The sequence below is a fragment of the Mesorhizobium sp. B2-5-11 genome (assembly GCF_006440835.1).
Lineage (GTDB): Bacteria > Pseudomonadota > Alphaproteobacteria > Rhizobiales > Rhizobiaceae > Mesorhizobium.
Window position 1 is genome coordinate 21662 of record NZ_VFUK01000008.1, and the last position, 24434, is coordinate 46095.

General features: G+C 63.4%; 25 protein-coding genes. 12 read left to right on the top strand and 13 right to left on the bottom strand.

Annotated features, from left to right (window positions below):
* The first annotated feature begins 104 nt into the window (after positions 1-104).
* A complete protein-coding gene (locus FJ490_RS23075) occupies positions 105-1292 on the top strand; it encodes a Xaa-Pro peptidase family protein (RefSeq protein ID WP_140522602.1) in 1188 nt (395 codons plus the stop codon).
* 123 nt (positions 1293-1415) lie between these two features.
* On the opposite strand, the gene FJ490_RS23080 is transcribed toward FJ490_RS23075, so the two are convergent.
* The 4 genes from FJ490_RS23080 to FJ490_RS23095 are packed head-to-tail and all read right to left on the bottom strand — an operon-like array spanning position 1416 to position 4454.
* A complete protein-coding gene (locus FJ490_RS23080; protein WP_140500419.1) occupies positions 1416-1889 on the bottom strand; it encodes a hypothetical protein in 474 nt (157 codons plus the stop codon).
* A 51-nt stretch (positions 1890-1940) separates the two neighbouring features.
* Positions 1941-2375, bottom strand: a complete 435-nt coding sequence (locus tag FJ490_RS23085) for a cupin domain-containing protein (RefSeq protein WP_140500417.1) — start codon at positions 2373-2375, stop codon at positions 1941-1943.
* Positions 2376-2377: 2 nt separating this feature from the next.
* Positions 2378-3247, bottom strand: coding sequence for a phosphoenolpyruvate hydrolase family protein (locus FJ490_RS23090; protein ID WP_140500416.1), 870 nt, complete (start codon positions 3245-3247; stop codon positions 2378-2380).
* A 10-nt stretch (positions 3248-3257) separates the two neighbouring features.
* On the bottom strand, positions 3258-4454 hold the full coding sequence (locus FJ490_RS23095; protein WP_140729261.1) for a Tm-1-like ATP-binding domain-containing protein: 1197 nt from the start codon (positions 4452-4454) through the stop codon (positions 3258-3260).
* Between the two features lie 120 nt (positions 4455-4574).
* Between FJ490_RS23095 and FJ490_RS23100 the strand changes: the two genes are divergently transcribed.
* The 7 genes from FJ490_RS23100 to FJ490_RS23130 all read left to right on the top strand — a co-directional run bounded on the left by FJ490_RS23100 (position 4575) and on the right by FJ490_RS23130 (position 11283).
* On the top strand, positions 4575-5258 hold the full coding sequence (locus FJ490_RS23100; RefSeq protein WP_140729260.1) for a TetR/AcrR family transcriptional regulator: 684 nt from the start codon (positions 4575-4577) through the stop codon (positions 5256-5258).
* 357 nt (positions 5259-5615) lie between these two features.
* Positions 5616-6932: an ABC transporter substrate-binding protein gene (locus tag FJ490_RS23105; RefSeq protein WP_140500410.1), complete on the top strand. Its 1317-nt coding sequence runs from the start codon at positions 5616-5618 to the stop codon at positions 6930-6932.
* A gap of 69 nt (positions 6933-7001) precedes the next feature.
* Positions 7002-7907, top strand: a complete 906-nt coding sequence (locus FJ490_RS23110) for a sugar ABC transporter permease (RefSeq protein ID WP_140500408.1) — start codon at positions 7002-7004, stop codon at positions 7905-7907.
* A 1-nt stretch (position 7908) separates the two neighbouring features.
* Positions 7909-8868 (top strand): carbohydrate ABC transporter permease, encoded by a 960-nt coding sequence (locus FJ490_RS23115; protein ID WP_140500406.1) that lies wholly within the window; start codon positions 7909-7911, stop codon positions 8866-8868.
* Entirely contained in the window at positions 8865-9098 is a 234-nt protein-coding gene (locus FJ490_RS23120; protein ID WP_140513808.1) for a hypothetical protein, read from the top strand. The genes FJ490_RS23115 and FJ490_RS23120 overlap by 4 nt, the downstream gene beginning before the upstream one ends.
* On the top strand, positions 9095-10198 hold the full coding sequence (locus FJ490_RS23125) for an ABC transporter ATP-binding protein (RefSeq protein ID WP_140500402.1): 1104 nt from the start codon (positions 9095-9097) through the stop codon (positions 10196-10198). The genes FJ490_RS23120 and FJ490_RS23125 overlap by 4 nt, the downstream gene beginning before the upstream one ends.
* On the top strand, positions 10198-11283 hold the full coding sequence (locus FJ490_RS23130; RefSeq protein WP_140513807.1) for an ABC transporter ATP-binding protein: 1086 nt from the start codon (positions 10198-10200) through the stop codon (positions 11281-11283). Before FJ490_RS23125 ends, FJ490_RS23130 begins: the two co-directional genes overlap by 1 nt.
* Positions 11284-11611: 328 nt before the next feature.
* Here the strand turns inward: FJ490_RS23130 and FJ490_RS23135 are convergent, their stop codons facing one another.
* The 3 genes from FJ490_RS23135 to FJ490_RS23145 form a co-directional block, all read right to left on the bottom strand.
* Positions 11612-12043, bottom strand: coding sequence for a DUF4437 domain-containing protein (locus FJ490_RS23135; protein WP_140676636.1), 432 nt, complete (start codon positions 12041-12043; stop codon positions 11612-11614).
* Between the two features lie 146 nt (positions 12044-12189).
* Positions 12190-13161, bottom strand: coding sequence for an AraC family transcriptional regulator (locus tag FJ490_RS23140; RefSeq protein ID WP_140729259.1), 972 nt, complete (start codon positions 13159-13161; stop codon positions 12190-12192).
* Positions 13162-13267: 106 nt separating this feature from the next.
* A complete protein-coding gene (locus FJ490_RS23145; RefSeq protein ID WP_140500395.1) occupies positions 13268-14254 on the bottom strand; it encodes an AraC family transcriptional regulator in 987 nt (328 codons plus the stop codon).
* A 91-nt stretch (positions 14255-14345) separates the two neighbouring features.
* Here FJ490_RS23145 and FJ490_RS23150 point away from each other — a divergent pair, with 91 nt between their 5' ends.
* Positions 14346-15560 (top strand): MFS transporter, encoded by a 1215-nt coding sequence (locus FJ490_RS23150; protein WP_140560222.1) that lies wholly within the window; start codon positions 14346-14348, stop codon positions 15558-15560.
* 120 nt (positions 15561-15680) lie between these two features.
* On the opposite strand, the gene FJ490_RS23155 is transcribed toward FJ490_RS23150, so the two are convergent.
* Positions 15681-16028, bottom strand: a complete 348-nt coding sequence (locus FJ490_RS23155) for a GFA family protein (protein ID WP_140650464.1) — start codon at positions 16026-16028, stop codon at positions 15681-15683.
* A gap of 120 nt (positions 16029-16148) precedes the next feature.
* On the opposite strand from FJ490_RS23155, the gene FJ490_RS23160 reads away from it, so the two are divergent.
* Positions 16149-17444: an amidase gene (locus FJ490_RS23160; RefSeq protein WP_140500389.1), complete on the top strand. Its 1296-nt coding sequence runs from the start codon at positions 16149-16151 to the stop codon at positions 17442-17444.
* An 18-nt stretch (positions 17445-17462) separates the two neighbouring features.
* Here FJ490_RS23160 and FJ490_RS23165 read toward each other — a convergent pair whose 3' ends face one another.
* The 5 genes from FJ490_RS23165 to FJ490_RS23185 are packed head-to-tail and all read right to left on the bottom strand — an operon-like array spanning position 17463 to position 21712.
* Positions 17463-17852: a hypothetical protein gene (locus tag FJ490_RS23165; protein ID WP_140500387.1), complete on the bottom strand. Its 390-nt coding sequence runs from the start codon at positions 17850-17852 to the stop codon at positions 17463-17465.
* A gap of 41 nt (positions 17853-17893) precedes the next feature.
* Positions 17894-18874: a hydroxyacid dehydrogenase gene (locus FJ490_RS23170; RefSeq protein ID WP_140500385.1), complete on the bottom strand. Its 981-nt coding sequence runs from the start codon at positions 18872-18874 to the stop codon at positions 17894-17896.
* Positions 18875-18879: 5 nt separating this feature from the next.
* Positions 18880-19596 carry a FadR/GntR family transcriptional regulator gene (locus FJ490_RS23175; RefSeq protein WP_140513801.1) on the bottom strand — a complete coding sequence of 239 codons (717 nt, stop codon included), beginning with the start codon at positions 19594-19596 and terminating at the stop codon, positions 18880-18882.
* Positions 19597-19598: 2 nt separating this feature from the next.
* Positions 19599-20768 (bottom strand): mandelate racemase/muconate lactonizing enzyme family protein, encoded by a 1170-nt coding sequence (locus tag FJ490_RS23180; protein WP_140584110.1) that lies wholly within the window; start codon positions 20766-20768, stop codon positions 19599-19601.
* Positions 20769-20824: 56 nt separating this feature from the next.
* Positions 20825-21712, bottom strand: coding sequence for a sugar phosphate isomerase/epimerase (locus tag FJ490_RS23185; RefSeq protein WP_140513800.1), 888 nt, complete (start codon positions 21710-21712; stop codon positions 20825-20827).
* A gap of 397 nt (positions 21713-22109) precedes the next feature.
* Between FJ490_RS23185 and FJ490_RS23190 the strand changes: the two genes are divergently transcribed.
* Together FJ490_RS23190 and FJ490_RS23195 are read left to right on the top strand one after the other, a co-directional pair.
* On the top strand, positions 22110-23165 hold the full coding sequence (locus FJ490_RS23190; RefSeq protein WP_140513799.1) for a sugar phosphate isomerase/epimerase: 1056 nt from the start codon (positions 22110-22112) through the stop codon (positions 23163-23165).
* A 55-nt stretch (positions 23166-23220) separates the two neighbouring features.
* Positions 23221-24408, top strand: a complete 1188-nt coding sequence (locus tag FJ490_RS23195; protein WP_140729258.1) for a Gfo/Idh/MocA family oxidoreductase — start codon at positions 23221-23223, stop codon at positions 24406-24408.
* Positions 24409-24434 lie beyond the last annotated feature (26 nt).

The window sequence follows — 24434 nt, forward strand, 5'->3', positions numbered from 1 at the left end:
AGATGGGCGAAAATGGTGCAGATTTGACCCGAAGTCGGAAGACCTATCGGGATCGGGCATCCGGCGGTCCAGCCGATCCGCGCGGACATTCAGGGAGAGAGACAATGAACATAGCTCCGGGGAAGAGTGCCGTCGGCGACATCCCATTCGACCACGCCAGGGTCGATGGCCTGATGGAAGAGGCTGATATCGACGTCCTGCTCGCGACATCCAAGCACAACACCCAATATCTGCTCGGCGGCTACAAGTTCATCTTCTTCGCCGCCATGGATGCGATCGGCCACAGCCGGTACCTGCCGATCGTGATCTACGAAAAAGGCGGACCGGACCACGCCGCCTATATCGGCAACCGCATGGAGGGTGGCGAACACCAGAACCACCCGTTCTGGACGCCGACGCTGCATGCCGCCTGCTGGGGCACGCTCGATGCCGCCAATCTCGCTGTCGAGCATGTGCGCAAGATCGGCAAGGGCGACGCTCGCATCGGCATCGAGCCGGGTTTCCTGCCGTCGGACGCCTATGCCCTGATCCGCAAAGCGCTCCCCGACGCCAAGCTGGTCGATGCCACCGACATGCTGGAGCGCATGCGCGCCATCAAGACCGAGGCCGAGCTGGAGAAACTGCGGATCGCCTCCGAACTGATCACCGATTCCATGCTGGCCACCATCCAATGGGCGCGCGAAGGCACGACCAAGAGCGAGATGATCGAACAGCTTCGCCGCGAGGAGACCAATCGCGGCGCGCATTTCGAATATTGCCTGCTGACGCTGGGCTCCAGCCACAACCGCGCGGCGTCGCCGCAGGCGTGGAAAAAGGGTGAAGTGCTGTCGATCGATTCCGGCGGCAATTATCATGGCTATATCGGCGACCTCTGCCGCATGGGGGTTCTCGGAGACCCGGATGCCGAGCTGGAGGACCTGCTGGCGGAGGTCGAGGCGGTGCAGCAGGCGGCGTTCTCGAAGGTAAAGGCGGGTACGCTGGGTGGTGACATGATTTCCCATGCCGAAGGCGTGCTGAAAAAATCCAAGGTCGCGCCCTACACGGATTTCTTCGCTCACGGCATGGGGCTGATCACGCATGAGGCGCCGTTCCTGATGACCAACCATCCGGTGACCTATGAAGGCACCTATGCGGGCAAGCCGCTGGAGAGGAACATGGTGCTATCGGTGGAGACGACCATGCTTCACCCGACGCGCGGCTTCATCAAGCTGGAGGATACGGTGGCGGTTACCGATACCGGCTATGTGATGTTCGGGGATCGGGGTCGGGCATGGAACCGGGGTGGCATGTAACCTGCCACGTTACAAATGAGCGTGCCGGTCTCGATTGTCTCTAAGGCGCGTCGCGTCGAAACGAATTCATGCGCGGCGCTTTGCCGTTGCCGCTAAACAGAAGTCACTTTTGCGCGACAGGCACTAAACCATTCCAGTGCAGACGACTTCCAATCTTCCGTCGATCGTCTGGGTGCAGCATATGGTAAGCCCCTCGGATGCGGAGACGACGGCGCAATCGGATGCAAACGTTGACGCCCACGGACTGCCGGATTTGGCGTTGCGATGGAACCAGGAGAGTTGGCTCTGAAGCCCGGCCATGATCATAAGCAGGGCATTGATGTCACGTTGATCCGGCGAGGGCGGTGTAAAAGCGATCTTGACCAGCGGATGCTTATGGTCTTTGCAGTTGACCGTCCGTACCTGCTCGACAGTCTGGATCAAGCTCAGCGGCACGGGTATCCAGGATTCGCAGGACAAATCGGTCGAAAAGAGAAGCGTTGACGGGTCGGCGTCGTTGGCCTTGACAATACCGCCAACCGTCATGGCCGGGTTGCCATCCGGCAGGCTGCCCGTTGCGAGCTTCTCCACGAATTCCTGGGGACTGAAACGCGTCATCGCTTCTCTCTCAAGGAGGCATGCTGGACGATAGCATATCGGAAGGGCGCCTCAAAGTCGCGAGCGAGGGGAGTTCCCGGCCGGCAGCAACCTGAAATCCGGCAGTTCGCGCAATCCCAGTTCCGGCCCTGCCGGCGAATAGACGACGAACAGCTGCATCGGCCCGTCGCCGGTGTTGAGCGTCGAGTGGAAGCGGCTCTCGGGCACGTAAATGGTGCAGCCGGGGCCGACCTTCTCGACCACCGGATTGCCTTGCTCGTCCTCGACCATCTGCTCGCCATGGCCCGAAATGACAAAGATGATTTCTTCCGCGCCCGGATGGTTATGACGGGTATGGCCCTTGCCGGAAGGCAGGTCGACGACGCCGCCGGAAAAGCGGGTCGCGCCGTTCACTTCCGGAGCGACCGTCAGCGACAATTTTCCCCAGTCGAATCCGAAGGCGCTGACATCCTTCGGGTAGACGAACACCTTGCTCTTGTCGGTCATTCTCATGATCCCTTCTTTTTCTTCGTGGTCGTCTTCAGGCCGCCAAGCGTAACGGCCTTGAAATCGGCGGTCTGCCGGGCGATCGCCGCTTCCGCCGGCAGCCGCTCCATCGAGCTCGCGCCATAGAAGCCGTGCAGCCCCTTGCAGCGTTCGAGGATGTAGCGGGCGTCGTCCGGCATCGAGATCGGCCCGCCATGGCAAAGCAGGATGACATCCTTGCGCACCGAACGGGCCGCTTCGGCGATCGCGTCGATGGCGACCACGCAGTCGTCGAGCGACTTGGCAGAGGTGGCGCCGATCGAGCCCCCCGTCGTCACGCCCATATGAGCCACGACGATATCGGCGCCGGCCCTGGTCATGGCGCGCGCCTCGTCCGGGTTGAAGACATAGGGCGTGGTCAGAAGATCGAGCTTGCGGGCTTCGGCGATCATGTCGACCTCGAGCCCAAAACCCATGCCGGTCTCCTCGAAGCTCTGTCGCATGCTGCCGTCGAACAGGCCGATGGTGGGGAAATTCTGCACCCCGGAAAAACCCATCGTCTTCAGTTCGGAGAGCAGCAGCGGCATGATGACGAACGGATCGGTGCCGTTGACACCAGCCAGCACCGGCGTCTTCCTGACCACCGGCAGCACCTCGTAGGCCATCTCCTTGACGATCTCATTGGCATTGCCATAGGCAAGCAGGCCGGCGGCCGAGCCGCGACCGGCCATGCGGTAGCGGCCGGAATTGTAGATGATGATGAGGTCGATGCCGCCGGCCTCTTCGGCCTTGGCCGACAGGCCGGTGCCAGCGCCGCCGCCGACGATCGGCACGCCCTTGTCGATCATCCCCCTGAATTTCTTCAGTATGTCCTTGCGCGGTATTGCCGGCATGTCTTGGATCTCACTGTCTGGCGATTTCGAGGAAAGCCGCGACCGCGGCCTTGGCGAATCGGGGATCATTGATGTGCAGCGGCAGGCGTGTCAGCCGGCGCGTCGCGTTCGGCTTAATCGTGCGCTCAATGGCTTCGAACAGGGCGGCATCGGCTTGCGGGTCGAAGAAGGCGCCGCCTTCGATGTCGAGCGCCGAGACGCCTTTCTCCGGGACAAGGAAATGCACAGGCCCCTTGCAGCGGGCGAGCCTTGTGCCGATCCACTCGCCGATCTTGCGGCATTCCTGCGCCGTCGTGCGCATCAGCGTGACGTTCGGGTTGTGCTCGTAGAACAGCCGCCCGCGATAATGGTCCGGAATGGTCGCAGGCGCCCAGAAATTGACCATGTCGAGCGCGCCGACCGAGCCGACATAAGGCAGGCCGGTGCGGGCAACGGCACCGAAACGATCCTCCGTCGCCGGCAGCACGCCGCCGAACAGGAGATCGCAGACCTCAGTGGTGGTGATGTCGATGACGCCGGACAGCAGGCCGCTGTCGGCCAGTTTCTCCATGCTGCGGCCGCCGGTGCCGGTGGCGTGAAAGACCATGCAGTCATAGGTCGAACGGAGCTGATCCGCGATTGCCGTCACGCAGGGCGTGGTGACGCCGAACATGGTGAGGCCGATCGACGGCTTGCCCTCGGGCGGCGGCGGCGGTCCGGCGGCCATGCCCGATATCGCCTGGGCCGCATTGTGCAGAACGACACGCGAGAGCTGGTTCAGCCCGGCCATGTCGGTCACCGATGGCATCATGACGATGTCCGAGATGTCGACATAGGGCGCGGTGTCGCCGGAAGCGAGCGTCGAGACCATGATCTTGGGCAGGCCGAGCGGCAGCACGCGCATGCCTGCGGTGATGATCGACGTGCCGCCGCCGCCGCCGATGCCGATCATGGCGGCAATGTCGTTTCGCGATTGGGCAAAGCGAGCGAAGGCGATGCCCATGGCGGCGACGGCGATGCCGCGGTCATCGCCGGCGAGCACCGCGTCTCGCCCGCCGGGATGGTGGCCTGCCACATCCCCAGCGGCAATGTCGACCGGCACGCTCGCGGCGCGCGTTCCGACGTCGACCCGGCAGACAGCGGCACCCGTGGCGGCGATCGCGTCGGCCAGGAAGGCGAGTTCCTCACCCTTGGTGTCCGCGGTGCCCACCACATAAATGCGCTTCATCAATGCCTCCCTCTGCCGGTCCAAGTCACCCAAGGCTCAGTGCTCTACAGAGCGTCAACCTAGCCATTCCGAAAACGAGGAGGTCATTGCAATTTTTTGAGACGCGCGTATCATATTGATATGGATGTCTCACGTCAACACGCCGCAACAAGCGACGACACCGCCGGGGGACCCGAACGTGGACCGCGCGCGCGCACGAAACGGCTGATGCTGGAGACGGCGACGAGGCTGATGCAGGCAGGCGCAACACCTTCGGTCAGCGAGGTTGCCGAGGCGGCGCAGGTGTCCCGCGCCACCGCCTACCGGTATTTTCCGAGCCAGGCGGCACTGGTGCAGGCAGTGGTTAACGAGGGGCTCGGGCCGATCCTCACCTGGAAATCCACCTCTGCCGATGCCGAGCGTCGCGTTGCCGAGCTCTTCGACACGGCCATGCCGCGCATCGAGGCTTTCGAGGCGACATTCAAGGCGGCATTGAAACTGTCGCTCGATCAGTGGGCGCGGCGCCAGGCCGGTACTTTGGGAAGCGAACCGGCCTTCAAGCGGGGCCACCGCGTCGAATTGCTCCAGGACGCGCTCGCTCCGCTCAAGGGCCGGCTTCCGCCGCGCGACCTCAAGCGGCTGGCGCAAGCGCTGTCGCTGATCTTCGGCGTCGAGGTGCTTATCGTGCTGAAGGACATCTGGGGACTGGACGGTCGCCGGACGATGTCCGTTGCCCAGTGGGCGGCGGTCGCCCTGGTGCGCGCGGCGATCGCGGAATCAGTGTCCGAAGCACAGGCAAGCCAACCAACAAGGGTCACGAAATAGCAGGTATCTGGTTCTACCAGATTTGCATGCTGGTTGCCGATATTAATCTCAATGCTGAAGCATGAACAAGGCCGATGTCTATCAATGAGTAGGAAAATTTAGGAAAAACAGGCAGATAAGGCTGGAATTCGAGACTTCAAGCTGTCACCATTGCTCAAGAAAGGGCTTGACGGAGCTTCAAAATTGGTAATACCAGATCAAAGGAGAAAAGCGGATCGAAAGTGAGGGCTGCGATCCATTTCCGGACGGGCGAGGAGGCTCCAAACCGGAAGGCGCGACCAAGGGAGGAACTACCAGGGCCGGCCCCGTTTGCCGGTTCGCTTGATACGGTAGAATGCGCACAAGGGAGGAAACATCATGCGCAAGATAGTGACCAGCTTGCTTGCTGGTATCGGCTTGACACTTGCCTGCGGAACATCCGTCTACGCCCAGGACAAATCGCTCACCATCTTCTGGGCGGAATGGGATCCGGCCAACTACCTCCAGGAACTCGGCAACGAGTACGAGAAGGAAACCGGCGTCAAGATCACGGTGGAAACCACGCCCTGGGCCGACTTCCAGACCAAGGCCTTCACCGAGTTCAACGCTCATGGCGATGCCTACGACCTGGTCGTCGGCGACTCGCAATGGCTCGGCGCCGGCTCGACCGGTGGCCACTATGTCGACCTCACCGACTTCTTCAACAAGCACAAGCTCGGCGAGGTGATGGCGCCGGCGACGGTGAAGTACTACGCCGAATATCCCGGCAACAGCGGCAAGTACTGGGCCATCCCGCTCGAAGGCGACGCCGTCGGCTGGTCCTATCGCAAGGACTGGTTCGAGGATCCGAAGGAGAAGGAAGCCTTCAAGGCCAAATACGGCTACGATCTCGACGTGCCGAAGGATTTCAAGGCGCTGCGCGACATCGCCGAATTCTTCCACCGGCCGGACCAGAAGAGATACGGCATCGCCATCTACACCGACAATTCCTATGACGCGATGGCGATGGGCTTCGAGAACGCGCTGTTCTCCTATGGCGGCGAACTGGGTGACTATTCGACCTACAAGGTCGACGGTTTCATCAACTCCGACAAGGCTGTCGCCGCGCTCGACGCCTATAAGGAGCTTTACAAGTTCACGCCTCCGGGCTGGGCCAAGTCGTTCTTCGTCGAGGACAACCAGGCGATCACCGAAAACCTGGCCGCGATGAGCATGAACTACTTCGCGTTCTTTCCCTCGCTGATCAACGAGGCGTCGAACCCGAATGCCAAGAACACCGGCTTCTTCGCCAATCCTCCCGGGCCGAACGGCGACCAGTTCGCCGCACTCGGTGGCCAGGGCATCTCCGTCGTCTCCTACTCGCAGAAGCAGGACGAGGCGATGAAGTTCCTCGAATGGTTCATCAAGGACGAGACCCAGAAGAAGTGGGCGGCACTCGGTGGCTACACCTGCAGCGCAGCCGTGCTCAAGTCGGAAGAGTTCCAGAATGCGACGCCCTACAACAAGGCCTTCTACGAGACCATGTTCAAGGTGAAGGATTTCTGGGCGGTGCCGGAATATGCCGAACTGCTCCAGCAGCTCAACCAGCGCGTCTATCCCTACATGATCGGCGGCGAAGGCACCGCCAAGGAAACGCTCGACGCACTGGCCGCCGACTGGAACGCGACCTTCAAGAAATACGGCCGCGGCCAATAATCGTTCATGTCCCACGGAGGGGGCGCTCATGCCTCCTCCGTTTCTTTTTCTTCAAGCGGGAGCAGGGTCTTGGCGACCACGATGATCACCACGCTGGACAGATCTTCACGCGCGGCCGCGCGTGGCCTTAGCGATATTTCGATCCGCAATCTTTTCATCATCCCGACGATCCTGTTCCTGATCGTCTTCAACATCTTTCCGCTGATCTATTCGCTCGGCTATTCCTTCACCGATTTCCGCGCCTCGACCAACGCGCCGGCGAATTTCGTCGGGTTGCAGAACTACCGCGACCTGCTCAGCGACCCCTATGTCTGGTCCAACTTCGCCATCACCGCCAAATACGTGATCATCTCGGTCGCCGGACAGTTGCTGGTCGGCTTCGGCGTGGCGATGCTGCTCAACCGCGATATTCCGCTGAAGGGGCTGCTGACGACCCTGCTGCTGCTGCCGATGATGCTGTCGATGGCCGTCGTCGGCCTGTTCTGGAAACTGCTCTACGATCCGTCATGGGGCGTCATCAACTATGCGCTCGGGCTTGGCAATTTCGAGTGGCTGGCCGACCCCAAGATGGCACTCTACGCGGTGGCGCTGACCGACATCTGGATGTGGTCGCCCTTCGTCATGCTGCTGTCGCTGGCCGGCCTCTCGGCGGTGCCGAAGCACCTCTACGAAGCCGCCGCTATCGACCGCGCCGGTCCGTTCTACACCTTCTTCCGCATCACCTTGCCGCTGGTCGCGCCGATCCTGATGATCGCCGTCATCTTCCGCACTATGGAAGCGTTCAAGACCTTCGATCTGGCCTACATCCTGACCACCCAGCCGACGGCTGAACTGATCTCGATCCGGCTCTACAAGATGGCGTTCCAGGAATGGCAGACCGGGCGCTCCTGCGCGCTCGCCTACATCGTGCTGATCATGGTGCTGGCCATCACCAACATCTACGTCAAATATCTGAACAAAGTGAAGGAGCGCTGAGATGGCCGCCGTCCGCACTTCTTCCGAGATCGCCCTCAACCGCGTCGCAATCGTCGCCGTGCTGGTGGCGACAGTGATCTTCCTGGCACCGATCTACTGGATCGCCTCGACGGCGTTCAAGCCGCGCAACCTTGCCACCACCATCCCGCCGACGGTCGTGTTCCAGCCGGAGATATCGCCCTTCGTGAAGCTGTTCACCAAGCGCTCGCAATTGCGCAGCCCGCCTTCGCCCGAAGAATACGCGGCGGCGCCCTGGTGGGAACGCGTCGTCTTCGACGGCGGCGAAAAGATCGTGCGCGACGGCAAGGGCCAGGTGCAATGGTCGGGCTATCCGAACCGTTTCATGAATTCGCTGATCGTCGCGATCACCTCGACGGTGCTGGCGGTCGGCATGGGTACATTCACCGCCTATGGCTTCTCGCGCTTCAGGGTCAAAGGCGAGGCGGACCTTTTGTTCTTCATCCTCTCGACCCGCATGCTGCCGCCCGTGGTGGTGGCGATCCCGATGTTCCTGATGTACCGGGCGGTCGGCCTCAACGATTCCCATATCGGGCTGATCATCCTCTACACCGCCTTCAACCTGTCCTTCTCGGTTTGGCTGATGAAGGGCTTCATGGACGAGATCCCGAAGGAGTACGAGGAAGCGGCGCTCGTCGACGGCTATACGCGCATGGAAGCCTTCTTCAAGATCGTGCTGCCCGAAGCCGCCACCGGCATCGCCGCGACGGCCGTGTTCTGCTTCATCACGGCATGGAACGAATATGCCTTCGCGCTGATCATGACCAATCGCCGCGCCCAGACCGCACCGCCGTTCATCCCGAGCCAGGTCGGCTCCGGGCTGCCGGACTGGACGGTGATCGCCGCCGGCACTTTCCTGTTCCTGCTTCCTGTCGCCATCTTCACCTTCCTGCTTCGTAATCACCTGTTGCGCGGCATGTCCTTCGGAGCGATCCGCAAATGAGCTTTCGCGCCATCAACCAGAAATATCTGGAACCAGGCAGCCAGGTGCTGATGGTGCTCGGCATCGTTGCGCTCTGCCAGCCCTGGAACTTGCTGCTGCACAGCTATGGGCTGACCATCATCCTGATCGGCCTGATCGGCTTCAACATCACCTCCAAGATCGCACCGCAAGAGGAAGCCGGAACCGGCCAGTCAGGCGATCCGCAGCGAAATCCGGGAGCGCAGCATTGACCCAGATCGAGCTTCGCGGCGTCCAGAAGTTCTTCGGCGCCGTCCAGGTCATCAAGGACCTCAACCTCAAGATCGAAGACAACGAGTTCATCGTGCTGCTCGGCCAGTCGGGCTGCGGCAAGACGACGACGCTGCGCGCCATTGCCGGGCTGGAGACGATCGACGAGGGCGACATCCTCATCGACGGCAAGCCCATCCAGCATCTGAAGGCCGCCGATCGCGACATCGCCATGGTCTTCCAGTCGTTCTCGCTGTACCCGCATATGAGCGTCTACGAGAACATCGCCTTTCCCTTGCGCGCCACGCGAAAGAGCAAGAGCGAAATCGACCAGGAAGTTCGCTCGGTCGCCAAGACGCTGCAAATCACGGACCTGCTCGGCAAGAAACCGTCGGCGCTGTCGGGCGGCGACATGCAGCGCGTGGCGATCGGCCGGGCACTGGTGCGGCGGCCGAAAGCGATGCTGATGGACGAGCCGATCGGCGCGCTCGACGCCAAGCTGCGCGAGGAGATGCGGGCCGAGATCAAGCGGCTGCACATCAAGCAAGGCTCGACCACCATCTACGTCACCCATGACCAGATCGAGGCGATGAGCCTCGCCGATCGCATCGTCATCATGCATGAGGGGGTTCTCCAGCAGGTCGGCTCCCCCGACGAGGTCTATTCGCACCCGGCCAACCTCTTCGTCGCGCAATTCGTCGGCAGTCCGGTGATGAACGTGGCCGACGCGGCGGTGGCCGAAAAAGCCTCGTCGGCCTCGGTGACGGTGGGCGATGCGCCAACCGGTTTCGAATTCCCGCGCGCGCTCCTGTCGAAGCTGAACGGCCATGCGGGCGGCCGGCTGGCACTCGGCATCAGGCCGGAAGGCGTCCTCATCAGCCGTGAGGCGGCGGAGGGCTTCATGGCGGTCGAGACGCAGATCGTCGAGCCGCTCGGCTCGTTCGACATCGTCGACCTGAAAGTCGGCTCCAAGATGCTGCGCGCCCGCACCAAGAGCGGCTTCATTTCAGGTCCCGGCGAGAGGGTGTTCGCCAGGATCGATCCGACACAGGCGCATTTCTTCGACGCGGCGAGCGGCAAGTCGCTCGGAGTGAGACTCTGATGGCCCATATCCAGCTCAAGAATATCTCCAAGACGTTCGGCAATCACACGGCCCTGACCGGGCTCGACCTCGACATCGCCGATGGCGAGTTCTTCGTCCTGCTCGGCGAGACGGGCGCGGGCAAGACAACGACGCTGCGGCTGATCGCCGGACTGGAAAAACCGAGCGAGGGCCAGGTCTTCATCGACGGGATCGACGTTGCCGACTGGGGCGCCGCGGAGCGCGACGTGGCGCTGGTGCTGCAGCAATATTCGCTCTACCCGCGCTATACGGTGCGCGAAAACCTCGAATTCCCGCTGAAGCCGAAGATCCGGCGGCTGCCCGACGCCGAAATCAAGGACCGCGTCGATCGCGCGGCGCGGACGCTCAGGATCGAGCATCTGCTCGACCGCAAGACCGACCGGCTGTCGGGCGGCGAGATGCAGCGCGTCTCGATCGGCCGGGCCATCGTGCGCAAGCCGCGCGTGTTCCTGATGGACGAGCCGCTGTCGGCGCTCGACGCCAAGCTGCGCGAGGCGCTGCGCACGGAACTGAAGAACCTGCAGATGCAGCTCGGCGCCACCTTCCTGTTCGTCACCCACGACCAGATCGAGGCGATGTCCATGGGCGACAAGGTGGGCGTGCTCAACCATGGCCGCATCGTCCAGACCGGCACGCCGCATGAGATCTACAACAATCCGCGCGACACCTATGTGGCGAGCTTCGTGGGCTCGCCGCCGATGAACCTCATCGACGGCAGGGTGGTCAACGATCGTGCGGTCATGGCGCCGCTGAATTTCGAATTGCCGCTTTCAGGGGGAGCCAAGGCGAGTGCGGCGACCGACGGTCGCCCGCTCGTCTTCGGCATCCGCCCCGAGGACGTCTATCTCGAGAGCGGTGCGCCGGTCGAGGCGCGCGTCCACGACGTCGAAAACCATGGCGTGGAAAAGATCCTGACGCTGCGCGTGGGCGAGACCACGCTGCGCGCCACGGTGCCGGCGCGGACCGATGTCGCGATCGAGCAGCCGGTGCGCTTTGCCTGGAATCCGGACAAGGTGGTGCTGTTCGACAAGGGCAGCGGCGTGAGTTTGCGGCACGCCGGATGAGGCGAATATCGCGAATGCGATGTTCCGGACAGCGCCCTAAACAAAAAGCCCGCCTTGCGGCAGGGCAAGGAATCCGGGTTAACGGGTCCCTCCGGAGCCTTCGTCGGTGCGCTGTTGATGAAGCATTGAACGGAAAAACCCGCCTGTGCGGCGGGTCCCTGGCGCAACTCAGCACCATAACCAAATATCTACCATAGTTGCCTTCACCCAGTCAAGAAAAAATTCCTATCATGGGAAACTGGCACAGCGGGACCGGCTGTGGTCAGGTCTTGTCAACCCGAGTTCTGAGCCCCCGCAGCAATGTCGGCCGGACAGCCGTCCCGCACCTCTACTTCGGCAGGTAGGTCTCATAGGGCTCGGTGTTGATCAGCAGGATCACGCATTCCGTGTCCGAGAGGCAGGCGTCGTCATGCATCTCATTGGCCTTCTGGGTCCAGTAGGATCCGGGAGGCAGTTCGACCTTGCTCGCCTCGCCGCCTTCCATCTGCCAGTGCGCCCATAGGCCCTGGATCAGCACGGCGCGATAATCGGCGGTGTGCGCGTGAACAGGAGCGCGCCAGTTGCCCGGGACTTTCAGCAAGGTTCCCGCGGGGCCCTTGGCCCTTTCTCCCCATAGCGGACCGAGGCGCTGCGGCTGGTCCGGCGCCTCGGAAACATAGGGAATCTTGCTGGCCGGCAGATAGCTGTCCTCAAGGGCGAAGGCACGGCCGGGGATAGTGAGCATTGCAGCCAGCGTCAGGATTTTTAAGTGATTTGGCATCGCTTCTCCTCTTCGGGCCGACTTGCCGCCGGCGCTCGTCTGTTGGATGACAAGCTATTGCAAATGGCCAAACCGGGAATGGCATTCTGTCCGGAACACTTGGCAATTCATCCAGGCCGGAAATCGCCACTGCAAACAGCGTTGATTTAGCCTTTTCCCGAGCCGCCGCCCGCGGCGCGCAAATGGCTGGGCGCGCTGCCGACGATGCGCTTGAAGGCCCGGCTGAACGACGCTTCCGAATCATAGCCCAATCTGGCGGCGATCACCGACACCCGCATCCCTTCTTCCTCGAGCCACCGTCTTGCCTGATGCATGCGCACCCCGGCGACATATTTTGCCGGCGTCTCTCCGACGACGGCCGTGAAACGTTCGGCAAAAGCCGACCGTGAGGCGCCCATCTCGCGGGCCAGCGCTTCGACGGTCCAGTTCCTGTCAGGCTGCCGATGAATGGCGACCAGCACGCGGCCGATGTCCCGATCCTTGATCGCCGCGATCCAACCCGTGATGTCACCGGCGCTGTTCTCCACCCAGGAGCGGATGATGGCTGCGGCCAATACATCGGCCAGCCGCGCCAGCATCATGCCGGAGCCGGCCCGGTTTCTCGTCGCCTCGTCGGCCATGGCTTCCAGCAAATGCGGGATGCCTGGCTCGCCGGCCATCAGCTCCTTCGCGCGCAGCATATCCGGCATCATGGCCAGCAGTGGATGCGAGCCATCGTGGTTGAAGCGCATGCTGCCGCAGAACAGCAGCGTTTTTGCACCATGGCCGCCGTTCGAGGCGGCGTAGACATTGTCCTGCAGGGGCTCGACGCTGTAGCTTTCGAGCGGTTCGGCTTGTACACCGGGTGCGCTGGCAAGGATATGCTCGGCGCCGCGCGGCAACAGCAATGCATCGCCGGCTTTCAGTTCCATCCATTCGCCTAGTGGCGAAAGCAGCCAGCATCCGGCACGGCCGATGAAGTGAAACCGCGCCGCCTTCTGCACCGGAAAGAGCACGGCCCAAGGCGTGCCCAGTTCGCAGCGGCCATAGTCGACGCCCTCGAGGCGCAGCGCGCGCAACATCTCGGTCAACGCACCCCCCGGGGCCGGCACAGTGTCGTTGGGCGAAGTCAAGTCCATGCCGATTCCTACAGCAGTTCAGCGTCCCACGGAAACGCTGAACTGCTGTACCTCTTCGGGCAATTCCGGACGGAATTGCTCCAGCCTGGAGTCACGGCCTGGCGCTTCAGCCGGCCTGGCGGATCTCAGCATGTTCCTCGGCACGCAGGTGGCTGGGAGCCGAGCCGATGACGCGCTTGAAGGCCCGGCTGAAGGCGGCGTCCGACTCATAACCCAGGCGTGTGGCGACGACGGAAATCTTCTGGCGATCGCGCACCAGCCATTGTCGGGCCTGGTGCATGCGCACCTGGGTGACGTACCTGGCCGGCGTCTCGCCGACAATGGTGGCAAAACGCTCGGCAAAGCCCGATCGCGAGGCGCCCATCATCCTGGCGAGCGCCTCGACGGTCCAGTCGCGGTCCGGTTCGAGATGGATGGCGGCCAGAACGCGCCCGATGTCGGGATCCCTGACCGCCGCGATCCAACCGCTTGAATCGCCGCAGCCGCGCTCGACCCATGAGCGGATCACGGTGGCGGCAAGGACGTCGGCGAGCCGCGCCAGAATGCCGCCGGAGCCGACGCGCTCCATCGTCACTTCACGCGCCATCGAGTCCAGGAGATGCGGAATACCCGGCTCATAAGCTTCGAGTTCATGCGCGCGCATGACATCAGGCATCATGCCGAGCAGGGGATGCAGGCCATCGATGTTGAAGTACATGCTGCCGAAAAACAGCAGCGTGCCCGGACAGCGACCATCGGGGCACATGGCTTCATTGGACATGCAATAGACGTTCTTGCAGACTTCTTCGGCCGCGTAGCCCTGGATCGGCCAAGCCTTCGTGCCCGGTTCGCTTGCCAGCACATGCGCTGCGCCACGCGGCAGCAGCGCCGCGTCGCCCGCCTTGAGCTCGACCCACTCGCCCGAGGGCTGCATCAGCCAGCAGCCCTTGCGGCCGATGAAGTGGAATCGCGCCGCTGCCTGGGCCGGAAACTGGATGCCCCAAGGCTCCCGCATTTCGCAACGGGCGTAGTCGACGCCATCGAGACGCAGCCCACGCAATATGTCGGTCAGCGGATCGCCAGTGGTCGGAATTTTGGACGAACGGTCAAACATAATGGTGTTTCTAGCATGGAAACTCCAGGCCGTCACTCCCTATGTTGCAGTGCAGCCAAATGTTGCGCTGCAACTTCATCGGAGACTGACCATGGCCGAACCCGCGACGGGCGTCGTCGACGCCGCCCTATTGAACACTGTCGATCAGGAGGAACGAACCGAGCCGGCATGGGGCGCCGTCGTCTCGCTGGCGCTTGGTGTTTTCGGTCTCGTTACGGCGGAATTCCTGCCCGCCAGCCTGTTGACGCCGATGGCGAGCGATCTCGGCGTCAGCGAAGGCGTTGCGGGACAAGCGGTCACCGCGACGGCGATCGTCGGCGCCATTGCCGCTCCCACGATGGCGATCATGACACGGCGCATGGATCGCAGGCTGGTGATGTGGATGCTGACCGCGTTTCTGATCGCCTCGAACCTTTTGGCCGCCTTTGCCTCATCGCTGCCCATGCTTCTGCTTGCCCGCGTCGTGCTCGGCGTTGCGCTGGGCGGCTTCTGGGCGATGTCGGCGGCCATGGCGTTGCGGCTGGTGCCGATGCGGTTGATGCCACGCGCCATGTCGATCATCCTGACCGGCGTTTCGCTGGCCACCGTCACCGCCGCCCCTGTCGGCGCCTATGTCGGTGATATCTGGGGCTGGCGCACGGCTTTCATGATCGCCACGGTCGTCGCCGCGCTGGCGTTGTTGGTGCAGGTGGCCACCATTCCGAAACTGCCGCCGATGGGCGTGGCAAGTTTCCGCACCTTGCTCGAGGTGCTGGAGCGCCCGTCGATCAGGGTGGCGCTGCTGGTCGTGCTGCTGGTCGCTTCGGGGCACTTTGCCGGCTTCACCTATGTGCGCCCCTTCCTCGAGAAGATCCCGATGCTCGGCATCGAGACAATCTCGCTGGTGCTCCTGGCCTATGGCATAGGCGGCTTCTTCGGCAATATCGCCGGCGGCATCCTGGCCGAACGCAATCTCAAGGCCGCCGTCGCGCTGGCACCCCTGCTGATCGCAGTGGCCGCCGCCTTGATGCTGGTCTTCGGCGCCTCGCCGGCGATCGCCGCCGCCGCCGTGGCGGCCTGGGGCTTTGCCTTCGGCGCGGTGCCGGTCGGGCTGCAGACATGGCTGGTGCGGGCCGCGCCCGATCAAGCCGAGAGCGCCGGCGGCCTGATGGTCTCCACCTTCCAGGTGGCGATTGCGCTCGGCGCCGTCTTTGGCGGCCTGCTGGTCGATCATGCCGGCGTCGCCAGTGCCTTCGCCTATTGCGGCGTGGCGACTTTGCTGGCGGCAGTCGTGGTGTTTCTGCTCGGCCCAAAACGCGCCGAGTAGGCTCTCCCGACAAGCATCCCTGACTTGCGCAACGGCCCGAGAACCATCATGGTTCTCGGGCCGTTGCCTTTGCGATGGCGGCGTCGCTGACAGGCAGACGCGGCAGGCTGCCGGCGAAACTCAGGCTGAACGCCCATCGAAGTCGAAGATCGACAAGGCGGACGGATCGACATCGGTGACACAGTTGACGTTGATGTAGGCGCTGCGTTCACTCCCCTCGCGCACATCCTCGGCGAAAGGATGGATGCCGCAGGTGCGACAGAAGCGGTGCGCGATGGCGCAGTTGCCGAATGTGTAGGTGCCGATCTCGTCGCTCCAGGCCAGCACCCGCAGCGCCTGATGCGGAACGGCGCACAGCAAGGCGCCCTTGCGCGAGCAGATCGAGCAATTGCACCGCACGGCTCCGGTCAGTTCCGCCTCGAACTCGAAGGCGACCTTGCCGCAATGACAGCTGCCTTTGTAGAGCATCGTTCTCTTCCTTGCGTCCGCCAGGGGTGCAAAACCGCCCGCGCCGGGTTAAGTCTCGGCACGCCACGCGCCGGCTGCTAAGCTTAAGACGTCCCAGAGGTCCGGAGTCCGACACCGAAGATGCAATCCGTCCGCGATCACCTGGAAACTACCCTTGCGCGTCTCGCCGCCCGTGCCGGTGAAGAACGTGTGTTCACGAAACTCTATATCGAAGCCGCGCGAGCCGCAGCCGATGCCGCCGACGCGCGGCGGAGGGCCGGCGTGAGGCTCGGACCGCTCGACGGAACGATCATTTCGATCAAGGACCTGTTCGATGTCTGCGGCGAGGCGACCACGGCCGGATCACTGCTGCTCAAGGATGCTGCGCCGGCAATTGGCGACGCCATGATTGTGCGCCGGCTGCGGCAAGCCGGCGCGGTGATCATCGGCAAGACCAACATGACCGAGTTCGCCTTTACCGCCATCGGCGACAACCAGCACTATGGCACGCCTGGCAACGCGACCGATGCCGACCGCATTCCCGGCGGCTCTTCCTCCGGCGCCGGCGTTTCCGTCGGCGAGGGGACGAGCGAAATCTCCATCGGTTCCGACACTGGCGGATCGATCCGTATTCCGGCGGCACTTAACGGCGTCGTCGGCTTCAAGCCGACGGCGCGGCGGGTGCCGCTCACAGGCGCCTTTCCACTGTCGGCCACGCTGGACTCGGTCGGCCCGCTCGCCCGCACCGTGGCGCAATGCGCCGCAGCCGATGCGGTGATGGCGGGCGAGGACTTGGCGCTGCCTGCGCCACTCGCCCTTGCGGGGCTGCGCATCGGTCTCCCGCGCGGCGTGCTTTTCGGAGAGACTGAAGGCGCGGTGGCAGCAGCGTTCGAGCGCTGCCTCGGCAAGATCGAGCAGGCCGGCGCACGGGTCGCGGACCTGTCGATCGACGACCTGATCGCCGACCTTCGCGCGGTCACAAAACGCGGTTCGATCGCCGCGATGGAAGGGGCCGAAGTGCATGCAGACTGGCTGGCGGCGGGCTCTCCGGTGCCGGTTGACCCGCATGTGAGCGGACCCTTGTCGCGGGCGGCAATGCTGCCGACCCCGGTTTACATCAGGGCACTGCGTCGCCGTGCCGTGCTGGCCGCCGCCATGGATGAGCGGCTGACGTCGGTCGATGTGCTGGCCCTGCCAACCACGCCGGTGACAGCGCCGACCATCGTCTCCCTGGCGCAAGATGCCGGTCTGCGCGATCGCACGGAGGGCCTGCTGCTGCGCAACACGCAGGTGGCCAACCAGTTCGATCTCTGCGCGATCTCGCTGCCGATACCAGGCATGGCGCTGCCGGCCGGCTTGATGCTGGTGGCGCGCCACGGCCACGACCGCCGTCTGCTGAGCATCGCCGCTGAAGTGGAGAGATTGCTGGGCGGCTGATCGGGACTGAACCGAATGTCAGTGTGAAGAGCAGTGCTTGCGTTCGCTGTCCTTGGCGGCGCGCTCGACGGCCGTCGCGATCAGCCACGGCAGGCTGTATTGCTTGCCGGTGATGGTCTGGGTGCGTCGCTCGATCGATCCCCTGACGACAATCTTGCCGGCAGAGAGCGCATCCGACGCCTCGACCATCGCCTTGTCCTTCGTCGGCAATCCGCCGGTGTCGATCGACACGCCTTTGATGATCTTGCCGGTGGCGAGGTCGAGCACGCTGTTCGATGGGCAGGGAGCCTTGAAGCAGCGCAGCCCGTTGTCGCAATAGACATAGCTGCTTTCGGCCGCGGCGAGCGAGGGCAGCAGGCCCGCTGAAGTGGTGGCAAGGCACAGGAATGCGAGGCGGAGAACGGACATGGCTCCAGCGTCGCGAAGAATTGGGGCGAAACGGCGATGGTCTAGCTGTCGGCGGGAAACCGTCGCCGATAATGCCCGACCACTTCCGGGTTGCGCAGATTGACCGGCAATTTGCCTGCCAGGACCAGCAGGGCCTCGCCGGCCGCGCCAACGCCCATGCGCATCATCGATTCCTCGGTGATGCCGGCCATGTGCGGGGTGATGACGACATTGTCGAAGCTGAAATAGGGATGATCCGGTGGCAGCGGCTGCGTCGAGAACACGTCGAGCGCGGCACCGCCGATGCGGCGCTCCCGCAAGGCCTCGATCAGCGCGTCGTCATCGACGACGGGCCCGCGCGACACGTTGATCAGCAGCGCGTTGGGTTTCATGCGCGATATGCGTTCGCGGCTGATCAGGCCGCGCGTTTCCGGCGTCAGCGGACAGCACAGGACGATGATGTCGCTCTGCTCGACCAGCGCGTCGATCGACAGGAAGCCGACCTTGTCCGGCGCCGGCTGCATGCTGCGGGTCGTTGCGACCACTTTCAGGTCGAACCCATGCGCGGCGATATGGCCAACGGCCTGTCCGACGGCGCCGAGACCGACGATGCCGATCGTCTTGCCGGCGAGCTCGATGTTGGAATTGGCGTGCTCGCGACCGGCAAGCCAGCCCTTGGCGCGCAGGTCGCGGTCGACGACACGAAACTGCCGAAGCAGGGCGAGGGCTGCAAACATCACATGCTCGGCCACCGAGCGTGCGTTGACCGCCGGCACGTTGGCGACCAGCACACCTGCCGCGGTCGCTGCTTCCATCGGGATCATGTCGAGCCCGGCGCCATGGCGGATCGCTGCCCGCAACCTGGTGGCACCCTCGAACAGCAGGGGCGGCAGGGGCGCGCGCACAATGACGATGTCGGCATTCCTCGCCTCGGCGGCCAGCGTGCCCGGATCGATGGCCGAGGCGACGACAAGCTCACCCGCCCCCGCCAGCATGGCCGCGGCGCGCGGATGCAGTCTGTGCGTCGACAGGATGCGCGTCATCCCCGTCAGGCCTGTTCGAGCGTCGGGTTTTGCGGCGCCGCCCCGAGGCCTTCGATCAGCCCCTTCCAGTAGCTTTCCGCGCCCTGCAGGTGGGCGCTCATCAGCGCCTGGGCGAGATTGCCGTCGCGCCGCAGCAGCGCCTCGTATATCTGGATGTGTTCGGCATGCGAGCGCACGCTGCGCTCCGGATCGTTGAAGTAGATCGGTAGGCGCTGCTCGCCCATCAAATAGTAAACGCTGCAGATGTTGTGGAAGACGCCATTCTTGGTGGCGCGCACGATCTCGAGATGGAATTCGCGGTCCTCCTTGGCGAGGCCTTCGCCTGCCGCGATGCGTTCTTCCGAGGCCTTCAGGATCTCGCGCAGCCGTTCGAAATTCTCCTCGGTGGCACGCGAGCATGCAAGTTCGGCCGCCTTGATCTCATGGATCTTGCGCAATTCGACCGTCTCGTAGATCTGCAAGGGATCGAGCGGCAGGCCGGCGCGCGCGAACAGCGCCAGCGCCTCGACGCTGGCCTGCTTGGTGTCGATATAGATGCCGGACTTGGCCCTGCGCTCGACGATGCGCATGGCCTCGAGAATGGCCAGCGCTTCGCGGATCTGGCCGCGGCTGACGCCGAAATGCTCCGCCAGTTCGCGTTCCGACGGGGTTCGGCCCGTCTCCTTGTCGGAATGGGAGAACAGATAGGCGGCAAGCTCCGCGAGAAGGTTGTTTTCTTTCATCGTCAATTGCGTTGCGCGTGCGCCTCCAGGAATCGCTCCGAAATGGTGAATCCCAATCCGGGTTTTTCGGGGATCGCTATCATACCGTCCCTGGCTTCGACAGTCTCTTCGACAAGGTCGTGGATCATCGGATTGGCACCGAGCGAATATTCGACGGTGAAGCTCGACGGCGAGGCGGCGCAGACATGCAGCCCGGCGAAGAAGCAGGGCGCGCCGGCCCATAGATGCGGCGCAAAGCGCAGGTTGAAGGCACTGGCGATGGTTCCGATCTTCATGGCCTCGCTGATGCCGCCGCAGAAGGCGGGATCGGGCTGGAAGATGTCGGCGGCCTTGAGCACGGCGAGGTCGCGGAAGGCATAGCGGGTCGCATCGCTTTCCCCGGTGGCGATCGGTATGGCGCCGGAGGCACGGACTTCGGCAAGGCCGGACTTGTCGTCGGCGATCACCGGCTCCTCGAACCAGGCAAGGTCGAGATCGCCGGCGAGATGGATGAAACGCTTGGCCTCCGCCACCGTATAGGTGCCATGGGCGTCGACCATCAACTCGACGTCGGGGCCGAGCGCCTCACGGGCGGCGCGAACGCGAGCGGCCGACACATGCGCGGCGCCATCCATGGCGCCGATGCGCATCTTCAGCGCCTTGAAGCCGCCCTTGGCGACATAGGATTTGAGCTGGTCGCCGATCGCGTCGGCGGACGCCCAGCCACCCGAGGCGTAGGCTGGCATGCGATCGAGCTTGCGCCCACCGATCAGCCGCCAGACCGGCTGCCCGAGCGATTTGCCCAGTATGTCCCAGAGCGCGATGTCGACGGCGCTGATGGCGGCCACGCTCATGCCGCGCCGCGCCAGCTGCGGCATGGCATGGCCGGCGCGCGCCGCGCTGTCGTGGCGCACGCCGTTGTAGAGCATTTCCCAGATGATGCCGATATCGGCCGGATCGCGGCCGACGAGCTGCGGCCCGACCTCGCGGTTCAGCATATGGACGAGCGCACCATAGCTGCCGGCGCTGCCGGCGGCGTTCTTGCCTTCGCCCCAGCCGACCAGCCCGTCATCGGTTTCGATGCGCAGGATGGCGGCGTCGAAGGTCGTCACCTGACCGAAATCGCTGCGGTGCTGCTTGGCCGCCTCGATCGGTATGCGAATCCACCAGGCCTGGACGCTTTTGATGCGCATGGTCTTCCCCGGCCCTGCCGCCGGATGGCGGGAGGGCTCATTCCCAATCGGATCGGCTACTTGATCAGCGGCAGCAACGTTTCGGCAGTGATCCGCATCTGGTCGGTGTAGAACTTTTCCGTCAGCACGCTGGAGCCGTGATCCTGGATGAATTTGAGCTGCTCGGGCGAGATGTCGACCGGGTGGCGTTCGACCATGTCGGGGTAGGGCGCGGCCGGTGTGCGGTCGACAGGCGCGACGAACTCGTTGGTCAGCGCCCCGTCATAGCCGACCTCCCGCAAGGTCGCCACGATCTTCGGCCAGTCGATCTGGCCAAGGCCTGCGGCGAAGCGGTTGTTGTCGGCGACATGGAAGTCGAACAGGCGCTTTCCGACCTTACGGATCGCGTCGTAGACGTTAAATTCCTCCATATGGATGTGGTAGGCGTCCAGGCAGACGCCACATTCCGGGCTGACAGCGTCGGCCAGCGCCAAGGCCTGGGCGCCGCGATTGAACAGGTAGGTCTCGAAACGGTTGAGCGGCTCGACCGCGATCTTGACGCCGACCTTCTTGGCGTGGGTGAAGCACTCCCTGGTGGCATCGACCACCCACTTCCATTCCTCTTCCTCGGTGCCGTCCGGCACGACCTTGCCGACGGTCGCGGGAACCAGCGTGATGATCTCGCCGTCGAGTTCGCTGACCATGGTCAACACGTCCTTGACGTATTGCACGGAGCGCTCGCGCTGGCCCTGGTCCCGGGCGGCAAGGTTGCGTTCGCCCAGCATCAAGGTCACGGCGCCCCAGCAGCGTATGCCGTGCTCCTTCAGGAGCGCGCGCGTCTCCTTGGTCTTGTATTGGTCGGGCTCGCCGGAAATCTCGATCGACTCATAGCCGAATTTCTTGATGCGCTTGAGCGTCGTCTCCAACGGTTCCGCGCGCATCCAGTTGTGCGTCGAAAGATGCATGGTCTGTCCTTCCCGGATCGTCCCTAATGGTTCGCCTGCAACATGCCGTCACCGGATGTGACGGACGGTTCCTCCCCAAGGCGTTCCAGCATTTCTTCGCAAACTGGTTCGACCAATTGGGCCCAACACGAGGTCTACAGCAATTTCCCACGCGCGGCAAGAACTGTGCGATGGCAACTTGATGTCTGGATTACTCCATTGATTATATTGGACTATGCTGCCCTCCCGTGGCACGGTGGAGGGCTCTGAATGTGAGTGGCAAGGCTTGACCAAATCGCCACGTTTGGTAATACCAGAATGACAATGCATGCAAGTGACCGTTGAGAACAGACCAAAGTGGCTGGCCCTGTCTTCAATCGGCGCTATGCTCGGTCGCGAACAATGAGGGAGGATGCCGATGCCGACGACGATGAAGGGCCCTGGACTGTTCCTGGCGCAGTTCGCGGGCGATGCAGCGCCGTTCAATTCGCTTGCATCGATCACAAAATGGGCGGCCGGCCTCGGCTATAAAGGCGTGCAGATCCCGACCTGGGACGCGCGCTTGTTCGACCTCCAGAAGGCTGCGTCTTCCAAGGCCTATTGCGACGAGGTGAAGGGCATCTGTGCCGACGCCGGCGTCGAGATCACCGAACTATCGACGCATCTGCAGGGGCAATTGGTGGCGGTGCATCCGGCCTATGACGCGCAATTCGACGGCTTTGCGCCGGCTTCGGTGCACAACAACCCCAAAGCGCGGCAACAATGGGCGGTCGAACAGATGCAGTTCGGGGCCAAGGCGTCGCGCAATCTCGGGCTCGACGTCTCGGTGAGCTTCAGCGGCGCTCTGGCTTTCCCCTACCTCTATCCCTGGCCACAGCGGCCGGCCGGATTGATCGAAGAGGCGTTCGCAGAACTAGGCAAGCGCTGGAAGCCGATCCTCGATGTCTATGAGGACAATGGCGTCGACGTCGGCTACGAAATCCATCCCGGCGAGGATGTGTTCGACGGGGCGACGTTCGAGATGTTCCTCGACGCGGTCGGCGGCCACAAGCGGTGCAACATCAATTACGATCCGTCGCACTTCCTGTTGCAGCAGCTCGACTATCTCGAATTCATCGACATCTACCACGAGCGCATCAAGGCCTTCCACGTCAAGGACGCCGAGTTCAATCCGACCGGGCGGCAAGGCGTTTATTCCGGCTACCAGAGCTGGACGAACCGCGCCGGCCGCTTCCGCTCGCTCGGCGACGGACAAGTGGATTTCGGCGGCATCTTCTCCAAGCTGACGCAGTACAATTATGATTCCTGGGCGGTGCTGGAGTGGGAGTGCTGCCTGAAGCATCCGGAAGATGGCGCGGCCGAAGGCGCGCCCTTCATCCAGCACCACATCATCCGGGTGACGGAGAAGGCGTTCGACGATTTCGCCGGCGGTGCCACGGATAAGAAGGTGCTGCGCGCCATGATGGGAATCTAGCGCGGGTTTTCCCTCTCCCTCGAGGGGGAGGTATCTCAGACACGAGGGAGACGACATGGTCGGTGCATCGAAGTCGGAAACGGGAGGCGGCCCGATCCGCTATGGCATGGTCGGTGGCGGGCAAGGCGCTTTCATCGGCGCGGTGCACCGGATCGCGGCGCGCATGGACAATGAGTTCGTGCTGGTCGCCGGCGCGCTGTCGTCCGATCCGGCGCGCGCCAAGGCCTCTGCCGCCGAGCTCGGGCTCGACCCTTCGCGCAGCTACACGTCCTATGCCGAGATGGCCAAGGCCGAGGCCAAGCGCCCGGATGGCATCGAGGCGGTGGCCATCGTCACTCCGAACAATGTGCATGTGCCGGCGGCCAGGGCGTTTCTTGAAGCCGGCATCCATGTCATCTGCGACAAGCCGCTGGCGACGACGCTGGCCGAGGCAAAGAAGCTCGCGGCGATCGTCGAGAAGACCGGCAAGGTGTTCGTGCTGACCCACAATTACACCGCCTATCCGATGATCCGCCAAGCGCGCGAGATGGTGGCCAAGGGCGTGCTCGGCGACATCCGCATCGTGCAGTCGGAATATCCGCAGGACTGGCTGACGGAGGACCTTGCCGCCACCGGTCAAAAACAGGCGGCGTGGCGTTCCGACCCCAAGCAGGCCGGCGCCGGCGGCGCGCTCGGCGACATCGGCACGCATGCCTACAATCTTGCGCGCTTTGTCTCCGGGCTGGAACTCGACACTCTGTCGGCCGATCTCGACGCCTTCGTGCCGGGACGGCAGCTCGACGACAATGTCAACGTGATGCTGCGCTTCAAGCCGGTCGGCAAGACGCATGCGGCAAAAGGCATGATCTGGGCAAGCCAGGTGGCGCCCGGCCATGAGAACGGGCTGAAGCTGCGCATCTATGGCTCGAAGGGTGGGCTGGAATGGGTGCAGGCCGACCCGAACTATCTCTGGTATACGCCGTTCGGCCAGCCCAAGCAGCTGATCACCCGCAACGGCGCCGGCGCGCTGCCGGTGGCGGGCCGTGTCAGCCGCGTTCCCTCCGGTCATCCCGAAGGCTATCTCGAAGGCTTCGCCAACATCTACCAGGAGGCCGCACGCGCCATCCGCGCCGCGCGGCGCAAGGGCGGCAAACCTGCCAAGGACGTCGTGTTCCCGACCATTCAGGACGGCGTGGAGGGCATGGCCTTCATCGAGGCCTGCGTGAAATCGTCGAAGAAGAATGGAGCGTGGACGAAACTTTAAATTGACCTCGCGGGGGATCATTTTGG

What these genes read in the sequence shown, in the direction of transcription:
- FJ490_RS23140 (WP_140729259.1), bottom strand. Translation starts at nt 13,161, where the DNA reads ATGGACTTGACTTCGCCCAACGACACTGTGCCGGCCCCGGGGGGTGCG.
- FJ490_RS23195 (WP_140729258.1), top strand. Translation starts at nt 23,221, where the DNA reads ATGGTCGGTGCATCGAAGTCGGAAACGGGAGGCGGCCCGATCCGCTAT.
- FJ490_RS23135 (WP_140676636.1), bottom strand. Translation starts at nt 12,043, where the DNA reads ATGCCAAATCACTTAAAAATCCTGACGCTGGCTGCAATGCTCACTATC.
- FJ490_RS23190 (WP_140513799.1), top strand. Translation starts at nt 22,110, where the DNA reads ATGCCGACGACGATGAAGGGCCCTGGACTGTTCCTGGCGCAGTTCGCG.
- FJ490_RS23165 (WP_140500387.1), bottom strand. Translation starts at nt 17,852, where the DNA reads ATGTCCGTTCTCCGCCTCGCATTCCTGTGCCTTGCCACCACTTCAGCG.
- FJ490_RS23120 (WP_140513808.1), top strand. Translation starts at nt 8,865, where the DNA reads ATGAGCTTTCGCGCCATCAACCAGAAATATCTGGAACCAGGCAGCCAG.
- FJ490_RS23145 (WP_140500395.1), bottom strand. Translation starts at nt 14,254, where the DNA reads ATGTTTGACCGTTCGTCCAAAATTCCGACCACTGGCGATCCGCTGACC.
- FJ490_RS23080 (WP_140500419.1), bottom strand. Translation starts at nt 1,889, where the DNA reads ATGACGCGTTTCAGTCCCCAGGAATTCGTGGAGAAGCTCGCAACGGGC.
- FJ490_RS23160 (WP_140500389.1), top strand. Translation starts at nt 16,149, where the DNA reads ATGCAATCCGTCCGCGATCACCTGGAAACTACCCTTGCGCGTCTCGCC.
- FJ490_RS23075 (WP_140522602.1), top strand. Translation starts at nt 105, where the DNA reads ATGAACATAGCTCCGGGGAAGAGTGCCGTCGGCGACATCCCATTCGAC.
- FJ490_RS23185 (WP_140513800.1), bottom strand. Translation starts at nt 21,712, where the DNA reads ATGCATCTTTCGACGCACAACTGGATGCGCGCGGAACCGTTGGAGACG.
- FJ490_RS23090 (WP_140500416.1), bottom strand. Translation starts at nt 3,247, where the DNA reads ATGCCGGCAATACCGCGCAAGGACATACTGAAGAAATTCAGGGGGATG.
- FJ490_RS23100 (WP_140729260.1), top strand. Translation starts at nt 4,575, where the DNA reads ATGGATGTCTCACGTCAACACGCCGCAACAAGCGACGACACCGCCGGG.
- FJ490_RS23105 (WP_140500410.1), top strand. Translation starts at nt 5,616, where the DNA reads ATGCGCAAGATAGTGACCAGCTTGCTTGCTGGTATCGGCTTGACACTT.
- FJ490_RS23095 (WP_140729261.1), bottom strand. Translation starts at nt 4,454, where the DNA reads ATGAAGCGCATTTATGTGGTGGGCACCGCGGACACCAAGGGTGAGGAA.
- FJ490_RS23170 (WP_140500385.1), bottom strand. Translation starts at nt 18,874, where the DNA reads ATGACGCGCATCCTGTCGACGCACAGACTGCATCCGCGCGCCGCGGCC.
- FJ490_RS23150 (WP_140560222.1), top strand. Translation starts at nt 14,346, where the DNA reads ATGGCCGAACCCGCGACGGGCGTCGTCGACGCCGCCCTATTGAACACT.
- FJ490_RS23115 (WP_140500406.1), top strand. Translation starts at nt 7,909, where the DNA reads ATGGCCGCCGTCCGCACTTCTTCCGAGATCGCCCTCAACCGCGTCGCA.
- FJ490_RS23180 (WP_140584110.1), bottom strand. Translation starts at nt 20,768, where the DNA reads ATGCGCATCAAAAGCGTCCAGGCCTGGTGGATTCGCATACCGATCGAG.
- FJ490_RS23155 (WP_140650464.1), bottom strand. Translation starts at nt 16,028, where the DNA reads ATGCTCTACAAAGGCAGCTGTCATTGCGGCAAGGTCGCCTTCGAGTTC.
- FJ490_RS23085 (WP_140500417.1), bottom strand. Translation starts at nt 2,375, where the DNA reads ATGACCGACAAGAGCAAGGTGTTCGTCTACCCGAAGGATGTCAGCGCC.
- FJ490_RS23130 (WP_140513807.1), top strand. Translation starts at nt 10,198, where the DNA reads ATGGCCCATATCCAGCTCAAGAATATCTCCAAGACGTTCGGCAATCAC.
- FJ490_RS23175 (WP_140513801.1), bottom strand. Translation starts at nt 19,596, where the DNA reads ATGAAAGAAAACAACCTTCTCGCGGAGCTTGCCGCCTATCTGTTCTCC.